General features: G+C 44.1%; 7 protein-coding genes, 4 tRNA genes and 7 rRNA genes. 17 read left to right on the top strand and 1 reads right to left on the bottom strand.

The features are described from left to right. The first annotated feature begins 75 nt into the window (after positions 1–75). From rrf (ACMFL8_RS13970) to ACMFL8_RS13905, 14 genes are all read left to right on the top strand, one after another. A 5S ribosomal RNA gene (rrf, locus tag ACMFL8_RS13970) occupies positions 76–190 on the top strand. A 463-nt stretch (positions 191–653) separates the two neighbouring features. Then, on the top strand, positions 654–1,103 hold the full coding sequence (locus ACMFL8_RS13965; RefSeq protein ID WP_413191307.1) for a hypothetical protein: 450 nt from the start codon (positions 654–656) through the stop codon (positions 1,101–1,103). 841 nt (positions 1,104–1,944) lie between these two features. Beyond that, positions 1,945–3,483, top strand: a 16S ribosomal RNA gene (locus ACMFL8_RS13960). A 92-nt stretch (positions 3,484–3,575) separates the two neighbouring features. Then, positions 3,576–3,652: transfer RNA gene (locus ACMFL8_RS13955), tRNA-Ile, on the top strand. 10 nt (positions 3,653–3,662) lie between these two features. Continuing rightward, positions 3,663–3,738, top strand: a tRNA-Ala gene (locus ACMFL8_RS13950). A gap of 357 nt (positions 3,739–4,095) precedes the next feature. Then, positions 4,096–6,957 (top strand): 23S ribosomal RNA (locus tag ACMFL8_RS13945). A gap of 188 nt (positions 6,958–7,145) precedes the next feature. Continuing rightward, positions 7,146–7,260 (top strand): 5S ribosomal RNA (rrf, locus tag ACMFL8_RS13940). 463 nt (positions 7,261–7,723) lie between these two features. After that, positions 7,724–8,173 (top strand): hypothetical protein, encoded by a 450-nt coding sequence (locus ACMFL8_RS13935; RefSeq protein WP_413191307.1) that lies wholly within the window; start codon positions 7,724–7,726, stop codon positions 8,171–8,173. Between the two features lie 841 nt (positions 8,174–9,014). Next, positions 9,015–10,553 (top strand): 16S ribosomal RNA (locus tag ACMFL8_RS13930). Between the two features lie 92 nt (positions 10,554–10,645). Next, positions 10,646–10,722: transfer RNA gene (locus ACMFL8_RS13925), tRNA-Ile, on the top strand. Between the two features lie 10 nt (positions 10,723–10,732). Then, positions 10,733–10,808 (top strand) — tRNA-Ala (locus ACMFL8_RS13920). Between the two features lie 357 nt (positions 10,809–11,165). Further along, positions 11,166–14,027, top strand: a 23S ribosomal RNA gene (locus tag ACMFL8_RS13915). A 188-nt stretch (positions 14,028–14,215) separates the two neighbouring features. Then, positions 14,216–14,330 (top strand): 5S ribosomal RNA (gene rrf / locus ACMFL8_RS13910). The 16S, 23S and 5S rRNA genes sit together here with 4 tRNA genes alongside, the layout of an rRNA operon. A 353-nt stretch (positions 14,331–14,683) precedes the next feature. Continuing rightward, the gene (locus ACMFL8_RS13905) at positions 14,684–17,299 is read left to right on the top strand and encodes an AAA family ATPase (protein ID WP_413191306.1); all 2,616 of its coding nucleotides are present in this window, start codon (positions 14,684–14,686) and stop codon (positions 17,297–17,299) included. 247 nt (positions 17,300–17,546) lie between these two features. Here ACMFL8_RS13905 and ACMFL8_RS13900 read toward each other — a convergent pair whose 3' ends face one another. Next, positions 17,547–17,807, bottom strand: coding sequence for a DUF1289 domain-containing protein (locus tag ACMFL8_RS13900; RefSeq protein WP_413191305.1), 261 nt, complete (start codon positions 17,805–17,807; stop codon positions 17,547–17,549). Between the two features lie 187 nt (positions 17,808–17,994). Here ACMFL8_RS13900 and ACMFL8_RS13895 point away from each other — a divergent pair, with 187 nt between their 5' ends. The 3 genes from ACMFL8_RS13895 (at position 17,995) to ACMFL8_RS13885 (ending at position 21,467) form a co-directional block, all read left to right on the top strand. Continuing rightward, a complete protein-coding gene (locus tag ACMFL8_RS13895) occupies positions 17,995–18,627 on the top strand; it encodes a YqiA/YcfP family alpha/beta fold hydrolase (protein ID WP_413191304.1) in 633 nt (210 codons plus the stop codon). A gap of 110 nt (positions 18,628–18,737) precedes the next feature. Beyond that, positions 18,738–20,624, top strand: a complete 1,887-nt coding sequence (gene parE, locus ACMFL8_RS13890; protein ID WP_201589714.1) for a DNA topoisomerase IV subunit B — start codon at positions 18,738–18,740, stop codon at positions 20,622–20,624. A 144-nt stretch (positions 20,625–20,768) separates the two neighbouring features. Continuing rightward, the gene (locus tag ACMFL8_RS13885; RefSeq protein ID WP_413191303.1) at positions 20,769–21,467 is read left to right on the top strand and encodes a lysophospholipid acyltransferase family protein; all 699 of its coding nucleotides are present in this window, start codon (positions 20,769–20,771) and stop codon (positions 21,465–21,467) included. Positions 21,468–21,524 lie beyond the last annotated feature (57 nt).

Here is a 21,524-nt window from a genome sequence, read left to right as displayed (position 1 = left end):
TTACAAGTTGGTCGACCAATAGATAATATCTTGACGTCAATGATAACAACATCAGACTCATATCTAACCCCCTTTGCTGACGACAATAGCGCGATGGCCCCACCTGATCCCTTCCCGAACTCAGAAGTGAAACATCGTAGCGCCAATGGTAGTGTGGATTCGTCCATGTGAGAGTAGGTCATCGTCAGCTCTCTATTCCTGAAAAGCCCCTCAACAATTAAGTTGAGGGGCTTTTCTTTGGCTAGAAAAAACAATTTAAGTCATAAAATCTTACACAGTAATATAATCATAAAAAAATAAGGTGTAATGGACAAAATTCATGCTGACGTAGGGTCTAACGCTATATACTGTCTATATTTGCAAGGAATCAACGCCATGAATCAAAAAACTGCCCTTTTTGTAGTGATAAACACACCAAGAAGAATGGACGTAAGCTTGGCAAACAGCAGTATCAATGTCTAGCTTGCAGGCGGCAGTTTTTAGGTGGCAAAAGACTTAATAACCGAACGCTTTGGACTGAAGATACGCAAGGAAAACAGACCTACCAACAACTGGCGGATAAATATCACTGTAGTCTTAAAACCATTCAAAGACGCTTAGATAAAGTCAGTATTGAGTATCCAGCTAAACGTCCTAAGACTGCTAATATCATCATGGACACCACTTACTTTGGTCGCAAGTTTGGTTTAATGGTCTTTATGGACAACACCACTAGAACCGTTCTTAATTATGCGATAGTCAGTCATGAAACCAATAGTGCTTATAAGCAAGGGATTGATCATCTAGTATCGTTAAGCGTAGATATACAAAGCATCACCTGTGATGGTAGACGAGAACTGAGAACGTTATTCACCCGCATCCCTTGCCAGATGTGCCAGTTTCATCAAGTGCAAATAGTGACCCGCTATTTAACACGCCGCCCTAAGAACAGTGCCAGTATTGAGCTTAGACGACTTACTTTAGAAATAAAACAGCTTGATAAAGATGCCTTTGTAAATCGCTTAGATCACTGGTATCTGACTCATGAAGCCTATTTTAATGAACGTAGTACCAATGAGGATACCGGCCGCACAAGCGTCTTAGAAGTGCTTATCGTAGCTTAAGAACCAATAGCGATTGGTTGTTTACTTATCAAGAATATGGGCATTTAGACCTACCAAATACCACTAATTCTCTCGAAGGGTTATTCAGTGAGCTTAAGCGACAATTACATAGTCATCATGGACTAAATGAGTATCGTAAGTTACGGCTTATTAAAGACTTTTTAGGGTCAAAGACACTCAAATAGCATGAATTTTGTCCATTAGCCACTACCTTCTAATTTCTAGCATGAATTTTGTCCATTACACCAAAAATAACGATTTACCTTGACCCAGTCTTAAAACCCCGTATAATGCGCCCTAGTTGAAAGGGAAGGCTGTTTAGAATGAGTGATGAGACATTTACTTCAAACTAAATAGAAATTACCTCTTGACACAGAATTTAAAGCGTCTATAATACGCCCTCATCAAGACGAGCTGGAAGTAACTAGTGTGTAGATTACACATTAATAACCCAGTTAACCTGATGAAACAAATTATAAAAAAGCTTGACAATCCCAATCATTATGATAAGATAGTCGGCTCGCTAGATAGCTTAACCCGCAAGGGTTTGAGACTAAACAGCAAGAGAGATACCCAATATATCAGTTACTGGACGACAGTGATTGAGCACTATTTAAAAGCATAACTAAAGAACAACTTGTGTGGATTTTTGCTGATTCAGAATGCTAAAAAATAAAGTTGGTTTTAGCTCCTTTTCGGAGTTCATTCTAACTATAAAAATTATCATTTAAGACAGCAGAAAAACTCAAAGTTAATTCATTACGAACATAATTTTTAGCGATTTTGCCAGATTAGATGAGCCAAGTTTAGAAGTCTCTTTAAAGGACTTCATAGCAAGATTAAACTGAAGAGTTTGATCATGGCTCAGATTGAACGCTGGCGGCAGGCTTAACACATGCAAGTCGAGCGGAAACGATGATAGCTTGCTATCAGGCGTCGAGCGGCGGACGGGTGAGTAATACTTAGGAATCTACCTAGTAGTGGGGGATAGCACGGGGAAACTCGTATTAATACCGCATACGACCTACGGGAGAAAGGGGGCAGTTTACTGCTCTCGCTATTAGATGAGCCTAAGTCGGATTAGCTAGATGGTGGGGTAAAGGCCTACCATGGCGACGATCTGTAGCTGGTCTGAGAGGATGATCAGCCACACCGGGACTGAGACACGGCCCGGACTCCTACGGGAGGCAGCAGTGGGGAATATTGGACAATGGGGGAAACCCTGATCCAGCCATGCCGCGTGTGTGAAGAAGGCCTTTTGGTTGTAAAGCACTTTAAGCAGTGAAGAAGACTCCGTGGTTAATACCCACGGACGATGACATTAGCTGCAGAATAAGCACCGGCTAACTCTGTGCCAGCAGCCGCGGTAATACAGAGGGTGCAAGCGTTAATCGGAATTACTGGGCGTAAAGGGAGCGTAGGTGGCTCGATAAGTCAGATGTGAAATCCCCGGGCTCAACCTGGGAACTGCATCTGATACTGTTGAGCTAGAGTATGTGAGAGGAAGGTAGAATTCCAGGTGTAGCGGTGAAATGCGTAGAGATCTGGAGGAATACCGATGGCGAAGGCAGCCTTCTGGCATAATACTGACACTGAGGCTCGAAAGCGTGGGTAGCAAACAGGATTAGATACCCTGGTAGTCCACGCCGTAAACGATGTCTACTAGTCGTTGGGTCCCTTGAGGACTTAGTGACGCAGCTAACGCAATAAGTAGACCGCCTGGGGAGTACGGCCGCAAGGTTAAAACTCAAATGAATTGACGGGGGCCCGCACAAGCGGTGGAGCATGTGGTTTAATTCGATGCAACGCGAAGAACCTTACCTGGTCTTGACATATCTAGAATCCTGCAGAGATGCGGGAGTGCCTTCGGGAATTAGAATACAGGTGCTGCATGGCTGTCGTCAGCTCGTGTCGTGAGATGTTGGGTTAAGTCCCGCAACGAGCGCAACCCTTGTCCTTAGTTACCAGCGGGTTAAGCCGGGAACTCTAAGGATACTGCCAGTGACAAACTGGAGGAAGGCGGGGACGACGTCAAGTCATCATGGCCCTTACGACCAGGGCTACACACGTGCTACAATGGTAGGTACAGAGGGCAGCTACACAGCGATGTGATGCGAATCTCAAAAAGCCTATCGTAGTCCAGATTGGAGTCTGCAACTCGACTCCATGAAGTAGGAATCGCTAGTAATCGCGGATCAGAATGCCGCGGTGAATACGTTCCCGGGCCTTGTACACACCGCCCGTCACACCATGGGAGTTGATTGCACCAGAAGTGGATAGCTTAACCTTCGGGGAGGCGTTCACCACGGTGTGGTTGATGACTGGGGTGAAGTCGTAACAAGGTAGCCGTAGGGGAACCTGCGGCTGGATCACCTCCTTATAGATGGCATTCGGTCAGCAAGAATTCACAACAAGTTGTTCTTTAGTTTAGCTAGTATTTATTATTAGCGCTTTGCCTTTACAGGCAGACACAGGCCTGTAGCTCAGCTGGTTAGAGCACCGTGTTGATAACGCGGGGGTCGGCAGTTCAAGTCTGCCCAGGCCTACCATTTATTTTACGGGGCCATAGCTCAGTTGGTAGAGCGCCTGCCTTGCACGCAGGAGGTCAACGGTTCGACTCCGTTTGGCTCCACCATAATAAATACGATAGTAAATATATTAAACAAGCATAAACAGAAACAAATAATTCAGATATTACATCATACGATTATTTCTTTCTGTTTTATACAGAACTTATGACTCGACGAGAGCGTAAGAACTATTTAAAAACATAGATATGAGTCTGGGTTAGGAACACGTGTTCACGCGTTGTTCCTAACCTTAATAACTCACTACTTAACGACATCAGTTGTTATCCCAGTAGTGAGTTATTAAAAAAGTAAAGAGAACTGAATCAAGCGTATAAAATTAGGTGATATCGTTATCATAATTAGACTTTATGACACTTTGAAGTTAAAACTTATTTATAAGTTAAGACTACTTGGGGTTGTATGGTCAAGTAATGAAGCGCACATGGTGGATGCCTTGGCAGTCAGAGGCGATGAAAGACGTGACAGCCTGCGATAAGCTTCGGGGAGGCGGCAATATCCTGTGATCCGGAGATTTCTGAATGGGGAAACCCACTTACCATAAGGTAGGTATCTCGTACTTGTACGAGAAGCGAACGAGGGGAAGTGAAACATCTCAGTACCCTTAGGAATAGACATCAAATGAGATTCCCCAAGTAGCGGCGAGCGAACGGGGAGAAGCCGATTAGTGCTAATGTAGAAGAACAGCGTGGGAAAGCTGACCGTAGTAGGTGATAGTCCTGTATTCGAAACATTAGCGTTAACATATTAAGTAGAGCGGGGCACGAGAAATCCTGTTTGAAGATGGGGGGACCATCCTCCAAGGCTAAATACTCCTGACTGACCGATAGTGAACCAGTACCGTGAGGGAAAGGCGAAAAGAACCCCTGTGAGGGGAGTGAAATAGAACCTGAAACCGTGTGCGTACAAGCAGTGGGAGCCTTAATTTATTAGGGTGACCGCGTACCTTTTGTATAATGGGTCAGCGACTTATGTTCTGTAGCAAGGTTAACCGTTTAGGGGAGCCGTAGGGAAACCGAGTCTTAATAGGGCGTTTAGTTGCAGGGCATAGACCCGAAACCGAGTGATCTATCCATGAGCAGGTTGAAAGTTGAGTAACATCAACCGGAGGACCGAACCCACTGTCGTTGAAAAGCCAGGGGATGACTTGTGGATAGGGGTGAAAGGCTAATCAAACTCGGTGATAGCTGGTTCTCCCCGAAAGCTATTTAGGTAGCGCCTCGGACGAACACCATTGGGGGTAGAGCACTGTTTCGGCTAGGGGGTCATACCGACTTACCAAACCGATGCAAACTCCGAATACCGATGAGTGATATCCGGGAGACACACAGTGGGTGCTAACGTCCATTGTGGAGAGGGAAACAACCCAGACCGCCAGCTAAGGCCCCAAATTCCTAGTTAAGTGGGAAACGAGGTGGGAAGGCATAGACAGCTAGGAGGTTGGCTTAGAAGCAGCCATCCTTTAAAGAAAGCGTAATAGCTCACTAGTCGAGTCGGCCCGCGCGGAAGATGTAACGGGGCTCAAACTAGGAGCCGAAGCTGCGGATTTGAATTTGTTTTCAAGTGGTAGGGGAGCGTTGTGTAAGCCTGTGAAGGTGTGTCGTAAGGCATGCTGGAGGTATCACAAGAGCGAATGCTGACGTGAGTAACGATAATGCGAGTGAAAAGCTCGCACGCCGGAAGATCAAGGGTTCCAGTCCAACGTTAATCGGGGCTGGGTGAGTCGACCCCTAAGGCGAGGCCGAAAGGCGTAGTCGATGGGAAATCAGTTAATATTCTGATACTTGTTTATAATGCGATGGAGGGACGGAGAAGGTTATGTCAGCCTGGCGTTGGTTGTCCAGGTGAAAGGATGTAGGCTTGTGGCTTAGGTAAATCCGGGCTACTACATGGCTGAGATCTGATAGCAAGCTGTACTTGTACAGCGAAGTGGCAAATACCATGCTTCCAGGAAAAGCTTCTAAGCAATAGTTATAAACGAATCGTACCCTAAACCGACACAGGTGATCAGGTAGAGAATACCAAGGCGCTTGAGAGAACTCTGCTGAAGGAACTAGGCAAAATGGTACCGTAACTTCGGGAGAAGGTACGCTGTTGATGGTGATAGGACTTGCTCCTTGAGCTGTTGACAGTCGCAGATACCAGGCTGCTGCAACTGTTTATTAAAAACACAGCACTCTGCAAACACGAAAGTGGACGTATAGGGTGTGATGCCTGCCCGGTGCTGGAAGGTTAATTGATGGGGTTAGCGTAAGCGAAGCTCTTGATCGAAGCCCCAGTAAACGGCGGCCGTAACTATAACGGTCCTAAGGTAGCGAAATTCCTTGTCGGGTAAGTTCCGACCTGCACGAATGGCATAATGATGGCAGCGCTGTCTCCAGCAGAGACTCAGTGAAATCGAAATCGCAGTGAAGATGCTGTGTACCCGCGGCTAGACGGAAAGACCCCGTGAACCTTTACTACAGCTTTACATTGAACTTTGACCTGACTTGTGCAGGATAGGTGGGAGGCTTTGAAGCAGACACGCTAGTGTTTGTGGAGCCAATCTTGAAATACCACCCTGGTCATGTTGGGGTTCTAACTCAGGTATAACAATACCGAGGACAATGTATGGTGGGTAGTTTGACTGGGGCGGTCTCCTCCTAAAGAGTAACGGAGGAGTACGAAGGTGCGCTCAGACCGGTCGGAAATCGGTCGTAGAGTATAAAGGCAAAAGCGCGCTTAACTGCGAGACCCACAAGTCGAGCAGGTACGAAAGTAGGTCTTAGTGATCCGGTGGTTCTGTATGGAAGGGCCATCGCTCAACGGATAAAAGGTACTCTGGGGATAACAGGCTGATACCGCCCAAGAGTTCATATCGACGGCGGTGTTTGGCACCTCGATGTCGGCTCATCTCATCCTAGGGCTGAAGCAGGTCCTAAGGGTATGGCTGTTCGCCATTTAAAGAGGTACGCGAGCTGGGTTTAGAACGTCGTGAGACAGTTCGGTCCCTATCTACCGTGGGCGTTGGAAATTTGAGAGGATCTGCTCCTAGTACGAGAGGACCAGAGTGGACGAACCTCTGGTGTTCGGGTTGTCACGCCAGTGGCATTGCCCGGTAGCTACGTTCGGATGGGATAACCGCTGAAAGCATCTAAGCGGGAAGCCCACCTCAAGATTAGATTTCCCTAAAGAGCCGTTGAAGACTACGACGTTGATAGGCAGGGTGTGGAAGCACAGCGATGTGTGTAGCTAACCTGTACTAATTGCTCGTTTGGCTTGACCATACAACACCCAAGTGGTTTGTATCAAAGCTCTAATTAATCTATCTTGTATAGCCTAGGCTATAGAATAAAAGAAAGAATATTTCGATATCACCTTTAACCTTGATTCAGTTAGGTTACAAGTTGGTCGACCAATAGATAATATCTTGACGTCAATGATAACAACATCAGACTCATATCTAACCCCCTTTGCTGACGACAATAGCGCGATGGCCCCACCTGATCCCTTCCCGAACTCAGAAGTGAAACATCGTAGCGCCAATGGTAGTGTGGATTCGTCCATGTGAGAGTAGGTCATCGTCAGCTCTCTATTCCTGAAAAGCCCCTCAACAATTAAGTTGAGGGGCTTTTCTTTGGCTAGAAAAAACAATTTAAGTCATAAAATCTTACACAGTAATATAATCATAAAAAAATAAGGTGTAATGGACAAAATTCATGCTGACGTAGGGTCTAACGCTATATACTGTCTATATTTGCAAGGAATCAACGCCATGAATCAAAAAACTGCCCTTTTTGTAGTGATAAACACACCAAGAAGAATGGACGTAAGCTTGGCAAACAGCAGTATCAATGTCTAGCTTGCAGGCGGCAGTTTTTAGGTGGCAAAAGACTTAATAACCGAACGCTTTGGACTGAAGATACGCAAGGAAAACAGACCTACCAACAACTGGCGGATAAATATCACTGTAGTCTTAAAACCATTCAAAGACGCTTAGATAAAGTCAGTATTGAGTATCCAGCTAAACGTCCTAAGACTGCTAATATCATCATGGACACCACTTACTTTGGTCGCAAGTTTGGTTTAATGGTCTTTATGGACAACACCACTAGAACCGTTCTTAATTATGCGATAGTCAGTCATGAAACCAATAGTGCTTATAAGCAAGGGATTGATCATCTAGTATCGTTAAGCGTAGATATACAAAGCATCACCTGTGATGGTAGACGAGAACTGAGAACGTTATTCACCCGCATCCCTTGCCAGATGTGCCAGTTTCATCAAGTGCAAATAGTGACCCGCTATTTAACACGCCGCCCTAAGAACAGTGCCAGTATTGAGCTTAGACGACTTACTTTAGAAATAAAACAGCTTGATAAAGATGCCTTTGTAAATCGCTTAGATCACTGGTATCTGACTCATGAAGCCTATTTTAATGAACGTAGTACCAATGAGGATACCGGCCGCACAAGCGTCTTAGAAGTGCTTATCGTAGCTTAAGAACCAATAGCGATTGGTTGTTTACTTATCAAGAATATGGGCATTTAGACCTACCAAATACCACTAATTCTCTCGAAGGGTTATTCAGTGAGCTTAAGCGACAATTACATAGTCATCATGGACTAAATGAGTATCGTAAGTTACGGCTTATTAAAGACTTTTTAGGGTCAAAGACACTCAAATAGCATGAATTTTGTCCATTAGCCACTACCTTCTAATTTCTAGCATGAATTTTGTCCATTACACCAAAAATAACGATTTACCTTGACCCAGTCTTAAAACCCCGTATAATGCGCCCTAGTTGAAAGGGAAGGCTGTTTAGAATGAGTGATGAGACATTTACTTCAAACTAAATAGAAATTACCTCTTGACACAGAATTTAAAGCGTCTATAATACGCCCTCATCAAGACGAGCTGGAAGTAACTAGTGTGTAGATTACACATTAATAACCCAGTTAACCTGATGAAACAAATTATAAAAAAGCTTGACAATCCCAATCATTATGATAAGATAGTCGGCTCGCTAGATAGCTTAACCCGCAAGGGTTTGAGACTAAACAGCAAGAGAGATACCCAATATATCAGTTACTGGACGACAGTGATTGAGCACTATTTAAAAGCATAACTAAAGAACAACTTGTGTGGATTTTTGCTGATTCAGAATGCTAAAAAATAAAGTTGGTTTTAGCTCCTTTTCGGAGTTCATTCTAACTATAAAAATTATCATTTAAGACAGCAGAAAAACTCAAAGTTAATTCATTACGAACATAATTTTTAGCGATTTTGCCAGATTAGATGAGCCAAGTTTAGAAGTCTCTTTAAAGGACTTCATAGCAAGATTAAACTGAAGAGTTTGATCATGGCTCAGATTGAACGCTGGCGGCAGGCTTAACACATGCAAGTCGAGCGGAAACGATGATAGCTTGCTATCAGGCGTCGAGCGGCGGACGGGTGAGTAATACTTAGGAATCTACCTAGTAGTGGGGGATAGCACGGGGAAACTCGTATTAATACCGCATACGACCTACGGGAGAAAGGGGGCAGTTTACTGCTCTCGCTATTAGATGAGCCTAAGTCGGATTAGCTAGATGGTGGGGTAAAGGCCTACCATGGCGACGATCTGTAGCTGGTCTGAGAGGATGATCAGCCACACCGGGACTGAGACACGGCCCGGACTCCTACGGGAGGCAGCAGTGGGGAATATTGGACAATGGGGGAAACCCTGATCCAGCCATGCCGCGTGTGTGAAGAAGGCCTTTTGGTTGTAAAGCACTTTAAGCAGTGAAGAAGACTCCGTGGTTAATACCCACGGACGATGACATTAGCTGCAGAATAAGCACCGGCTAACTCTGTGCCAGCAGCCGCGGTAATACAGAGGGTGCAAGCGTTAATCGGAATTACTGGGCGTAAAGGGAGCGTAGGTGGCTCGATAAGTCAGATGTGAAATCCCCGGGCTCAACCTGGGAACTGCATCTGATACTGTTGAGCTAGAGTATGTGAGAGGAAGGTAGAATTCCAGGTGTAGCGGTGAAATGCGTAGAGATCTGGAGGAATACCGATGGCGAAGGCAGCCTTCTGGCATAATACTGACACTGAGGCTCGAAAGCGTGGGTAGCAAACAGGATTAGATACCCTGGTAGTCCACGCCGTAAACGATGTCTACTAGTCGTTGGGTCCCTTGAGGACTTAGTGACGCAGCTAACGCAATAAGTAGACCGCCTGGGGAGTACGGCCGCAAGGTTAAAACTCAAATGAATTGACGGGGGCCCGCACAAGCGGTGGAGCATGTGGTTTAATTCGATGCAACGCGAAGAACCTTACCTGGTCTTGACATATCTAGAATCCTGCAGAGATGCGGGAGTGCCTTCGGGAATTAGAATACAGGTGCTGCATGGCTGTCGTCAGCTCGTGTCGTGAGATGTTGGGTTAAGTCCCGCAACGAGCGCAACCCTTGTCCTTAGTTACCAGCGGGTTAAGCCGGGAACTCTAAGGATACTGCCAGTGACAAACTGGAGGAAGGCGGGGACGACGTCAAGTCATCATGGCCCTTACGACCAGGGCTACACACGTGCTACAATGGTAGGTACAGAGGGCAGCTACACAGCGATGTGATGCGAATCTCAAAAAGCCTATCGTAGTCCAGATTGGAGTCTGCAACTCGACTCCATGAAGTAGGAATCGCTAGTAATCGCGGATCAGAATGCCGCGGTGAATACGTTCCCGGGCCTTGTACACACCGCCCGTCACACCATGGGAGTTGATTGCACCAGAAGTGGATAGCTTAACCTTCGGGGAGGCGTTCACCACGGTGTGGTTGATGACTGGGGTGAAGTCGTAACAAGGTAGCCGTAGGGGAACCTGCGGCTGGATCACCTCCTTATAGATGGCATTCGGTCAGCAAGAATTCACAACAAGTTGTTCTTTAGTTTAGCTAGTATTTATTATTAGCGCTTTGCCTTTACAGGCAGACACAGGCCTGTAGCTCAGCTGGTTAGAGCACCGTGTTGATAACGCGGGGGTCGGCAGTTCAAGTCTGCCCAGGCCTACCATTTATTTTACGGGGCCATAGCTCAGTTGGTAGAGCGCCTGCCTTGCACGCAGGAGGTCAACGGTTCGACTCCGTTTGGCTCCACCATAATAAATACGATAGTAAATATATTAAACAAGCATAAACAGAAACAAATAATTCAGATATTACATCATACGATTATTTCTTTCTGTTTTATACAGAACTTATGACTCGACGAGAGCGTAAGAACTATTTAAAAACATAGATATGAGTCTGGGTTAGGAACACGTGTTCACGCGTTGTTCCTAACCTTAATAACTCACTACTTAACGACATCAGTTGTTATCCCAGTAGTGAGTTATTAAAAAAGTAAAGAGAACTGAATCAAGCGTATAAAATTAGGTGATATCGTTATCATAATTAGACTTTATGACACTTTGAAGTTAAAACTTATTTATAAGTTAAGACTACTTGGGGTTGTATGGTCAAGTAATGAAGCGCACATGGTGGATGCCTTGGCAGTCAGAGGCGATGAAAGACGTGACAGCCTGCGATAAGCTTCGGGGAGGCGGCAATATCCTGTGATCCGGAGATTTCTGAATGGGGAAACCCACTTACCATAAGGTAGGTATCTCGTACTTGTACGAGAAGCGAACGAGGGGAAGTGAAACATCTCAGTACCCTTAGGAATAGACATCAAATGAGATTCCCCAAGTAGCGGCGAGCGAACGGGGAGAAGCCGATTAGTGCTAATGTAGAAGAACAGCGTGGGAAAGCTGACCGTAGTAGGTGATAGTCCTGTATTCGAAACATTAGCGTTAACATATTAAGTAGAGCGGGGCACGAGAAATCCTGTTTGAAGATGGGGGGACCATCCTCCAAGGCTAAATACTCCTGACTGACCGATAGTGAACCAGTACCGTGAGGGAAAGGCGAAAAGAACCCCTGTGAGGGGAGTGAAATAGAACCTGAAACCGTGTGCGTACAAGCAGTGGGAGCCTTAATTTATTAGGGTGACCGCGTACCTTTTGTATAATGGGTCAGCGACTTATGTTCTGTAGCAAGGTTAACCGTTTAGGGGAGCCGTAGGGAAACCGAGTCTTAATAGGGCGTTTAGTTGCAGGGCATAGACCCGAAACCGAGTGATCTATCCATGAGCAGGTTGAAAGTTGAGTAACATCAACCGGAGGACCGAACCCACTGTCGTTGAAAAGCCAGGGGATGACTTGTGGATAGGGGTGAAAGGCTAATCAAACTCGGTGATAGCTGGTTCTCCCCGAAAGCTATTTAGGTAGCGCCTCGGACGAACACCATTGGGGGTAGAGCACTGTTTCGGCTAGGGGGTCATACCGACTTACCAAACCGATGCAAACTCCGAATACCGATGAGTGATATCCGGGAGACACACAGTGGGTGCTAACGTCCATTGTGGAGAGGGAAACAACCCAGACCGCCAGCTAAGGCCCCAAATTCCTAGTTAAGTGGGAAACGAGGTGGGAAGGCATAGACAGCTAGGAGGTTGGCTTAGAAGCAGCCATCCTTTAAAGAAAGCGTAATAGCTCACTAGTCGAGTCGGCCCGCGCGGAAGATGTAACGGGGCTCAAACTAGGAGCCGAAGCTGCGGATTTGAATTTGTTTTCAAGTGGTAGGGGAGCGTTGTGTAAGCCTGTGAAGGTGTGTCGTAAGGCATGCTGGAGGTATCACAAGAGCGAATGCTGACGTGAGTAACGATAATGCGAGTGAAAAGCTCGCACGCCGGAAGATCAAGGGTTCCAGTCCAACGTTAATCGGGGCTGGGTGAGTCGACCCCTAAGGCGAGGCCGAAAGGCGTAGTCGATGGGAAATCAGTTAATATTCTGATACTTGTTTATAATGCGATGGAGGGACGGAGAAGGTTATGTCAGCCTGGCGTTGGTTGTCCAGGTGAAAGGATGTAGGCTTGTGGCTTAGGTAAATCCGGGCTACTACATGGCTGAGATCTGATAGCAAGCTGTACTTGTACAGCGAAGTGGCAAATACCATGCTTCCAGGAAAAGCTTCTAAGCAATAGTTATAAACGAATCGTACCCTAAACCGACACAGGTGATCAGGTAGAGAATACCAAGGCGCTTGAGAGAACTCTGCTGAAGGAACTAGGCAAAATGGTACCGTAACTTCGGGAGAAGGTACGCTGTTGATGGTGATAGGACTTGCTCCTTGAGCTGTTGACAGTCGCAGATACCAGGCTGCTGCAACTGTTTATTAAAAACACAGCACTCTGCAAACACGAAAGTGGACGTATAGGGTGTGATGCCTGCCCGGTGCTGGAAGGTTAATTGATGGGGTTAGCGTAAGCGAAGCTCTTGATCGAAGCCCCAGTAAACGGCGGCCGTAACTATAACGGTCCTAAGGTAGCGAAATTCCTTGTCGGGTAAGTTCCGACCTGCACGAATGGCATAATGATGGCAGCGCTGTCTCCAGCAGAGACTCAGTGAAATCGAAATCGCAGTGAAGATGCTGTGTACCCGCGGCTAGACGGAAAGACCCCGTGAACCTTTACTACAGCTTTACATTGAACTTTGACCTGACTTGTGCAGGATAGGTGGGAGGCTTTGAAGCAGACACGCTAGTGTTTGTGGAGCCAATCTTGAAATACCACCCTGGTCATGTTGGGGTTCTAACTCAGGTATAACAATACCGAGGACAATGTATGGTGGGTAGTTTGACTGGGGCGGTCTCCTCCTAAAGAGTAACGGAGGAGTACGAAGGTGCGCTCAGACCGGTCGGAAATCGGTCGTAGAGTATAAAGGCAAAAGCGCGCTTAACTGCGAGACCCACAAGTCGAGCAGGTACGAAAGTAGGTCTTAGTGATCCGGTGGTTCTGTATGGAAGGGCCATCGCTCAACGGATAAAAGGTACTCTGGGGATAACAGGCTGATACCGCCCAAGAGTTCATATCGACGGCGGTGTTTGGCACCTCGATGTCGGCTCATCTCATCCTAGGGCTGAAGCAGGTCCTAAGGGTATGGCTGTTCGCCATTTAAAGAGGTACGCGAGCTGGGTTTAGAACGTCGTGAGACAGTTCGGTCCCTATCTACCGTGGGCGTTGGAAATTTGAGAGGATCTGCTCCTAGTACGAGAGGACCAGAGTGGACGAACCTCTGGTGTTCGGGTTGTCACGCCAGTGGCATTGCCCGGTAGCTACGTTCGGATGGGATAACCGCTGAAAGCATCTAAGCGGGAAGCCCACCTCAAGATTAGATTTCCCTAAAGAGCCGTTGAAGACTACGACGTTGATAGGCAGGGTGTGGAAGCACAGCGATGTGTGTAGCTAACCTGTACTAATTGCTCGTTTGGCTTGACCATACAACACCCAAGTGGTTTGTATCAAAGCTCTAATTAATCTATCTTGTATAGCCTAGGCTATAGAATAAAAGAAAGAATATTTCGATATCACCTTTAACCTTGATTCAGTTAGGTTACAAGTTGGTCGACCAATAGATAATATCTTGACGTCAATGATAACAACATCAGACTCATATCTAACCCCCTTTGCTGACGACAATAGCGCGATGGCCCCACCTGATCCCTTCCCGAACTCAGAAGTGAAACATCGTAGCGCCAATGGTAGTGTGGATTCGTCCATGTGAGAGTAGGTCATCGTCAGCTCTCTATTCTAAAAACAAAACCCCCTTTGCGAAAGCAGAGGGGGTTTTGTTTTGGGTGCGGTTTTCTTATTAGCTGTTATTCTAACTAACTCTTTTATTCATCCATATCAGGTATAGTTACTCTTCTATCTTAATAGTTCTCATTTTTCTGTCTTACTTTTCAATCAATTTAATCATTATCTATATATAAATGTACTTTAGTTGATTTTACTTCCATATTTATATTGTTGAGTGTTGCTATTAATGATAAGTTTGTAGGATAGTAAGTTTTTATAGATTTTGTGCATAATTAGCAGCTTATTTTCTAGTTGTTCATTTTTTGGATGGATATTATTGTGGAAGTAGGGATGTTATATGGTCCGTTCTGAGTACTTACGTTTTCTGCAAACTCTTAATTCAGAAACTATCAACGAAGATGAGCGCAAAATAGCTAATCTTGTTTTTTTAAACTTAGATCATTTAGCATCATTAGGTACGCATCAAGGTCATAGAATTAGAGCTATTATTCAATTGGCTCAAGATAGCTGGAACACTTTAAACTGTATTATTCAACCTCCAGTCGAAAATTTAACTGCCTATAAATCTCCAATTACTCAACTGAAAAGTTTAAAAGTAGGTCCATTTCGTGGATTCTCTAGGGAGGAGTCTTTTGACCTAACCAGTAACTTAGTCTTAATCTATGGGCCAAACGGTACAGGTAAATCAAGTTTTTGCGAAGCGCTTGAATATTCACTTTTGAATAATGTTGCAGAAGCGGAAAGTAAACGCTTTCGAGATCAACACAGCTACTTCAAAAATGCATATGTAGATCGTTTTAGTATCCCAGTTCTTACTGGATTGAATGAAAATCAGGAAGAGATTAACATCGAGGCGGATGACTCACTTTATAGATTTTGTTTTGTTGAAAGAAATAGAATTGATAATTTTTCGAGAATTGCAGCCCAAGTCCCTGCCAAACAAACAGAGTTAATTTCAACGCTATTTGGTTTGGACTCGTTTAGTGACTTTGTTCGAAAGTTCACTACTGAAATTGATCCTAAGTATATTGATCTTACATGCCCGAAAGCGGCACTATTAGCACAAAGGCGACAAGGACTTGAGGGTGCTGAGCAGCAAATAGAAATAAATAACGCTGAATCAATAAAGATAAGTACAGATGAGCAGGCTTTAGCTAACAAATACCGCGAAGGTGCAAACTTTATCCAATTGGTGCTTGAATTACTTGGTAATAGTGAAAATGTTGGGTTAATTTCACAGATAGAATCCGAAATACAGCAGCCTTTAGCTATCAAGTCTTTTTTGAGTCTCGCAAAATTAAATGAGTTAGGTTTAAATATCGCTAATTATCTAAACGAACATAATACTCTAAGCCAAGAGTTAGCGAGTGTAAGTCAGCAAATATCATTCAAGAATCTCTATAATGCTGTAACACAAGTACAAAAAAGTAGTCCCAATAACTGCCCGGCTTGTAAAACTCCACTTGGCCAAGTTGCAGTAAACCCGTTTACTAATTCCGACAAAGAGCTACAAAAGCTACAGCACTTGGCTGAGCAACAAAGTACTCTTCAATGTTTAGAACAAAAAGTAAATCGGGAATTACTTTCACTTGCTCAAATAGTAAATACCTGTTGCAGCCGATTTTCTCCGAATTCACTTACCCAGTATCAAGTACCACCTAGTATTCAGGGAAGCATTGAATGGTGGAATGGCTTACAACAGCCAATGCAAGATGGCTTCGCTGCGTGGCAGCATTTACGTTCACAAGTGAAACATCTTGAAGATGCAGATAAGGGGATTGATCAGGCTGTTCAATTACGCTCAATAAAACAAGCCGAACTAAATAGGCTACGTGATTTCTCTCGCGATATTACGGTTCTTATAACGCGCAGACAGACAGCCGACCAATCGATTTTAAATTCTCAAAAAATAATTAGTAGCTTCGATATTGAAAACGCTCAGTTAATAGCTGATGTTCAAGCTGACATACCGAATATCCAAAGAAATCGCTCTATATCAGAAGCTTATAAGAGTTTCGTAATACTCTTGAACTCTTACAATGATAGACTTCCTGCACAACTTGTAGCTGACTTAAGTGAGCAGGTTGTTGAGCTGTATAATTCGTTTAATAGAAATGATTTGCCATCAGAACTTTTGGCTAGAGTAAAGCTTCCTCTAGTTCAAAATCAACGTCTTGAAATATCATTTCAAAATAATCCAGATCAGTTCTATGATCCATTGCACATGCTTAGTGAAGGGCATATTCGCTGTATTGGCTTAGCCATTCTTCTCTCAAAAAATCTGAAAGAAAATTGTCCAATTTTAATTTTTGATGATCCAGTAAATGCTATAGATGACGACCATAGAGAATCAATAAGGCGCACGCTATTTGAAGATCAGTTCTTTTCTGGAAAACAAATAATTCTTACCTGTCATGGAGAAGAGTTTTTCAAAGACATTCAAAACCTCCTTCCCGCTAAAGTTGCTGCTCAGACTCAATCGTTTACCTTTTTACCTAGGCTAGAAGAATCTCATATAAATGTAGATTTTAACTGTGCTCCTAGGAACTATATTATTGCTGCTAGAGAGCACTTTGATAGAAATGAGATTAGAGAAGCTTTATCAAAATCAAGAAAAGCAATGGAGTGTTTGACTAAAGGAAAAGTTTGGCGCTATGTAACTAAGTATGGCGATGGTAATCTGAGTATAAAGTTGCGGGGCGCTTCAGCTCCAATTGAGTTAAGAAACTTATCTGATCAGCTTAAATCAAAAATCGGTAATGCTGACTTCTCTGATCAAAATAAAAGTACTGTTTTGGATCCTTTGAGTATTTTGGTTGGACTAAATGGTAATTCACGTGAATGGGTATATTTGAATAAAGGCACGCACGAAGAAAATGATAGAGCCGAATTTGATAGAAATACAGTTTCTACAATGATTGTGGCTTTAGAACTTTTAGATCAGTCTATGTAGACGCGTACTATGCAAAAGTTATAATAAATAAGAGAGTATGTAAAAGCATATTTAGTTTGATTGGTAAAACTATCATATTTTTTCAAAAAGCTGTGCAATGTTTGAAAGTAGTAATTGCAATCCTTATCTAAAATTAACATGAATTAATAAAAAATTTGACTATTTGCTATTCATGATCTTTTAAGAATTAGTAGATCGACTATTAAAGCATCATTATTATTTAACCTTACACCGTAATCTTCATCTTTCAAAACAACTCCCCAACTTCAACCACTTCTTCAAAATCAAATCCTAACTGCTCACCTTTACGCTGTTTCATTTGTTCGATACGTTGCCTGCGTCCAGAGACTAGCCGTAGCACCTCACGGCGCTGCTCGTTAGTCATGTTCAGCCATAACTGACGCTCAGGACGACTACGCAGGCAACCAAAGCAATAGCCTTTTTTATTGCTCGTGCAAACACCAATACATGGATTGGTGATATCGAACAGTTCAAACTGTTGATTCATGGCGGCTCCATCGCACTTATCGTTATTCCCTTAACTTGTCTTATCTTATTTTGAAACACTATTATGTCGTAAATAACGAATAATAGTGTGCCGCTTTGTTGTTACTGTTTTTGGCGAGGCAATGCTATGCTTAGCTTTTATAGTCTATATAAAGTCATCATAACAAAATTAATAAGTGAGATTGTACGTGAACATTATTTATATTCATGGATTGGATAGTGATGCCAACTCGACCAAAGGCATATTATTAGAAAGCTATTGCCAGCAGCATCATGCTGATATTAACGTATATCGCCCTGATCTTAACAGTGCCCATGAGCAAGTATTTGAGCAATTAGTTAAATTGGTAACCGCACTCAATACAGAAGACAAAACTGTACTGATTGGCAGCTCGTTAGGAGGCTATGTTTCTACCTTGGTGAGTAATCATACAGGTTGTCCCGCACTATTGCTAAACCCTAGCACTCAGCCTCATGTTACTCTACAGCGTTTTTCTGACATCTCAGTATCAAATAAAGAAAGCAGTGACGAGTTATCTCATGGTAATGTCCTGCATACGACCGCGGGCGGCTGGAATATTACCCCTGCGGATTTACAATGGTTTGCAGATCATCAATTGGTATCCATTAATTATCCGCATAAAATCGCTGTCTTGCTAAAAGAAGATGACGAGCTGCTAAATGCTGAGCTATCAAAAGATTTTTATCAAGTGCAGGAAGCGACAGTAACTGTGCAAGCGGGTGGCGATCATAGATTTACGGATTTTGGTGAGCAATTACCGATGGTCATTAGTACGCTACAGCGTTTGTTATCGGCTTAAAGAGACGACATTATCTGACGTGAGCGACTGACAATTAGCGTTACCGTCGTTATTTTTGGTTATAATGGTTCAATAGAATGAATGATCTGTGAATATTAAGGGAAGCATTTGTGAGTGAATATAATGCGCAATCGTTAGAAGTTTTAGAAGGACTTGAGCCGGTACGTCGTCGGCCCGGCATGTATACGGACACCACCCGTCCCAACCACTTGGCACAAGAGGTGATTGATAACTCAGTAGATGAGGCGTTGGCGGGTTATGCTAAGACCATCAAAGTTCAATTGTACAGTGATGGCTCGTTGTCAGTCGAGGATGACGGGCGCGGTATGCCGACTGATATTCATCCTGAGTTTAAGCAGTCAGGAATTGAGCTGATTTTGACCCGCTTACATGCTGGCGGTAAGTTTTCGACCGCTAACTATGAAGTTTCGGGTGGTCTGCATGGTGTTGGTATCTCTGTCGTCAATGCGCTGTCCACCCGCGTTGAAGTCACCGTATGGCGTGATAGTACACAGTTTGAAATGGCGTTTGAAAATGGTGCACCAGTTACGCCTTTGACGGAAACGATCAGCTCAAACAAGCGCAAACGCGGTACTAAAGTACATTTTTGGGCGGATGGTAGCTTTTTCGATACGCCAAAATTTAATGTTAAACAACTAAAGCACAATCTAAAAGCCAAAGCGGTGTTGGCCGCGGGTTTGACGATTGAGTTCGTCGATGATATTAACAATGAAAAAATCGTTTGGCAGTTTGCCGATGGCGTTGTTGAATATTTAAACGAACAGTTAGATGGTCTTGAGACGCTGCCTGAGGCACCTTTCTACTATAATTACGATGCGAAAGCGGGCGAACGTGCAGCCATTACCTTTGCACTGTCTTGGTTGCCTGATGGTGGTACGCCGATTCAAGAAAGCTATGTTAACCTTATCCCGACTGCGCAAGGCGGCACGCACGTTAATGGTCTGCGCACCGGTATTCTAGAAGCCTTACGCGAGTTTTGTGATATTCATAACCTATTGCCGCGTAGTGTGAAGTTAACGGCTGAAGATGTATGGGATGGGGTCAATTATATCCTGTCGCTGAAGTTTTCTGAGCCACAATTTTCAGGGCAAACCAAAGAGCGTTTATCTAGCCGTGAAGCTGCCGGAGCCGTACAGACATTGGCAAAAGATGCCTTTAGCTTGTGGTTAAATCAACATGCCGATATGGGTGCTCAAATTGCCGAGTTGGCGATTAATAAAGCGGGACGTCGCCTAAAATCTGCCAAAAAAGTCGCGCGTAAAAAGATTACTCAAGGTCCTGCATTACCGGGTAAATTGGCTGATTGCCGTGGTGATTTGCGTGATGGCGCAGAGTTGTTTTTGGTGGAAGGAGATTCGGCGGGTGGTAGTGCCAAACAGGCACGAGATCGTCATTATCAGGCCATATTGCCACTGCGCGGTAAGATTCTAAATACATGGGAAGTGTCGTCAGATACCGTGCTGTCGAGCCAAGAAATCCATGATATTGCCATCGCTATCGGTGTCGATCCGGCGTCAGACGATTTGTCCGAACTACGTTATGACAAAGTATGTATTTTAGCGGATGCGGATTCTGATGGTCTGCATATTGCCACCTTGATTTGCGCGTTATTCGTTAAGCATTTTCCAGCGTTAGTCGATGCAGGACATTTATTTGTCGCCATGCCGCCATTATATCGCGTAGATGTCGGTAAAGACGTGCATTATGCGTTGGATGAGCCTGAGCTTGCCCACATTTTAGCCAATGTACCAGGTAATAAAAAAGCGCAGATTACCCGCTTTAAAGGGCTGGGTGAGATGAGTGCAGAGCAGCTGCGTGAGACGACTATGAATCGTGATACCCGTCGTTTGGTGCAACTAGATATGGATGATATGGTGCTCACCAATAGCGTGATGGATATGCTGCTCGCCAAAAAACGCTCTGCTGACCGTAAGACTTGGCTTGAGGATAAAGGCAACTTGGCTGATATTTCATAAAGTATCGTAATAATGAATACTAGATAGGCTGATTGCTCACTGTAGAGTCGAGTAAGAGATAGCGCAATAAAAGCCTGTAAAAGGCAATTTAGTGGCATAAACTTAATGGTATTATGTAGCTATCTTTTATAATCTGGTGCCGTTATGACATCGAAGTTTACCCATCGTTCTAAGCCACCAATTGCTGCTAATTCTGCACGCTCTAAAATATTACCAAAGCTTAGCAAAAAGGATTTAGGGCATTTAATTCCCAAACGGGGCGGCACAATTGCTCCAGTGATAGCTTCTTTCCTGTTAAAAACCTCAGGATGGCGAATCGTTGGTGAAATTCCAGATATCTCGCAAGCGGTGGTATTGGCATTGCCGCACACGTCAAACGTTGATGGCGTCTATGCATTACCCAGCTTGTTTGCCTTAGATTTAAAAATCAGCATTATGGGTAAACATACGTTATTCAAAGTCCCAGTATTGGCGCAACTATTACGTTGGATGGGTATTATTCCCATCGATCGTGGTAATAAAGGTTCTGTGCTACAAGCGAGTATTGATAAGTTTAAAACCGGTGAGCCACTGTTTTTGGGATTATCTCCAGAAGGCACGCGGGAATATACCAAAGACTGGAAGACAGGATTTTATTACTTAGCAGTGGGTGCTGGTATCCCTATTTTGCCAGTGGCGTTAGATTATAATACCAAAGAAGTGCGTTTTTTATCTGCTGTGTATCCTACTGGAGATATCGAGGCTGACTTACCAAAAATTTATGCTCAATATAAAGGGGTAATACCAAGACATCCTGAGCGCTTATCGCAGCCACTACAGGATGTTAATAATTCAGCCGATTAGGTCTATCTTGCGAATATGAGTATTTAAGCCTCTTAGGGATGGTTAGCAAAATACTCA

This window comes from Psychrobacter sp. AT9 (assembly GCF_047272965.1).
Classification (GTDB): Bacteria; Pseudomonadota; Gammaproteobacteria; order Pseudomonadales; family Moraxellaceae; genus Psychrobacter; species Psychrobacter glaciei.
This window is presented reverse-complemented; position numbering and strand designations above follow the sequence as displayed.

What these genes read in the sequence shown, in the direction of transcription:
- ACMFL8_RS13900 (WP_413191305.1), bottom strand. Translation starts at nt 17,807, where the DNA reads ATGAATCAACAGTTTGAACTGTTCGATATCACCAATCCATGTATTGGT.
- ACMFL8_RS13905 (WP_413191306.1), top strand. Translation starts at nt 14,684, where the DNA reads ATGGTCCGTTCTGAGTACTTACGTTTTCTGCAAACTCTTAATTCAGAA.
- ACMFL8_RS13885 (WP_413191303.1), top strand. Translation starts at nt 20,769, where the DNA reads ATGACATCGAAGTTTACCCATCGTTCTAAGCCACCAATTGCTGCTAAT.
- ACMFL8_RS13965 (WP_413191307.1), top strand. Translation starts at nt 654, where the DNA reads ATGGACACCACTTACTTTGGTCGCAAGTTTGGTTTAATGGTCTTTATG.
- ACMFL8_RS13935 (WP_413191307.1), top strand. Translation starts at nt 7,724, where the DNA reads ATGGACACCACTTACTTTGGTCGCAAGTTTGGTTTAATGGTCTTTATG.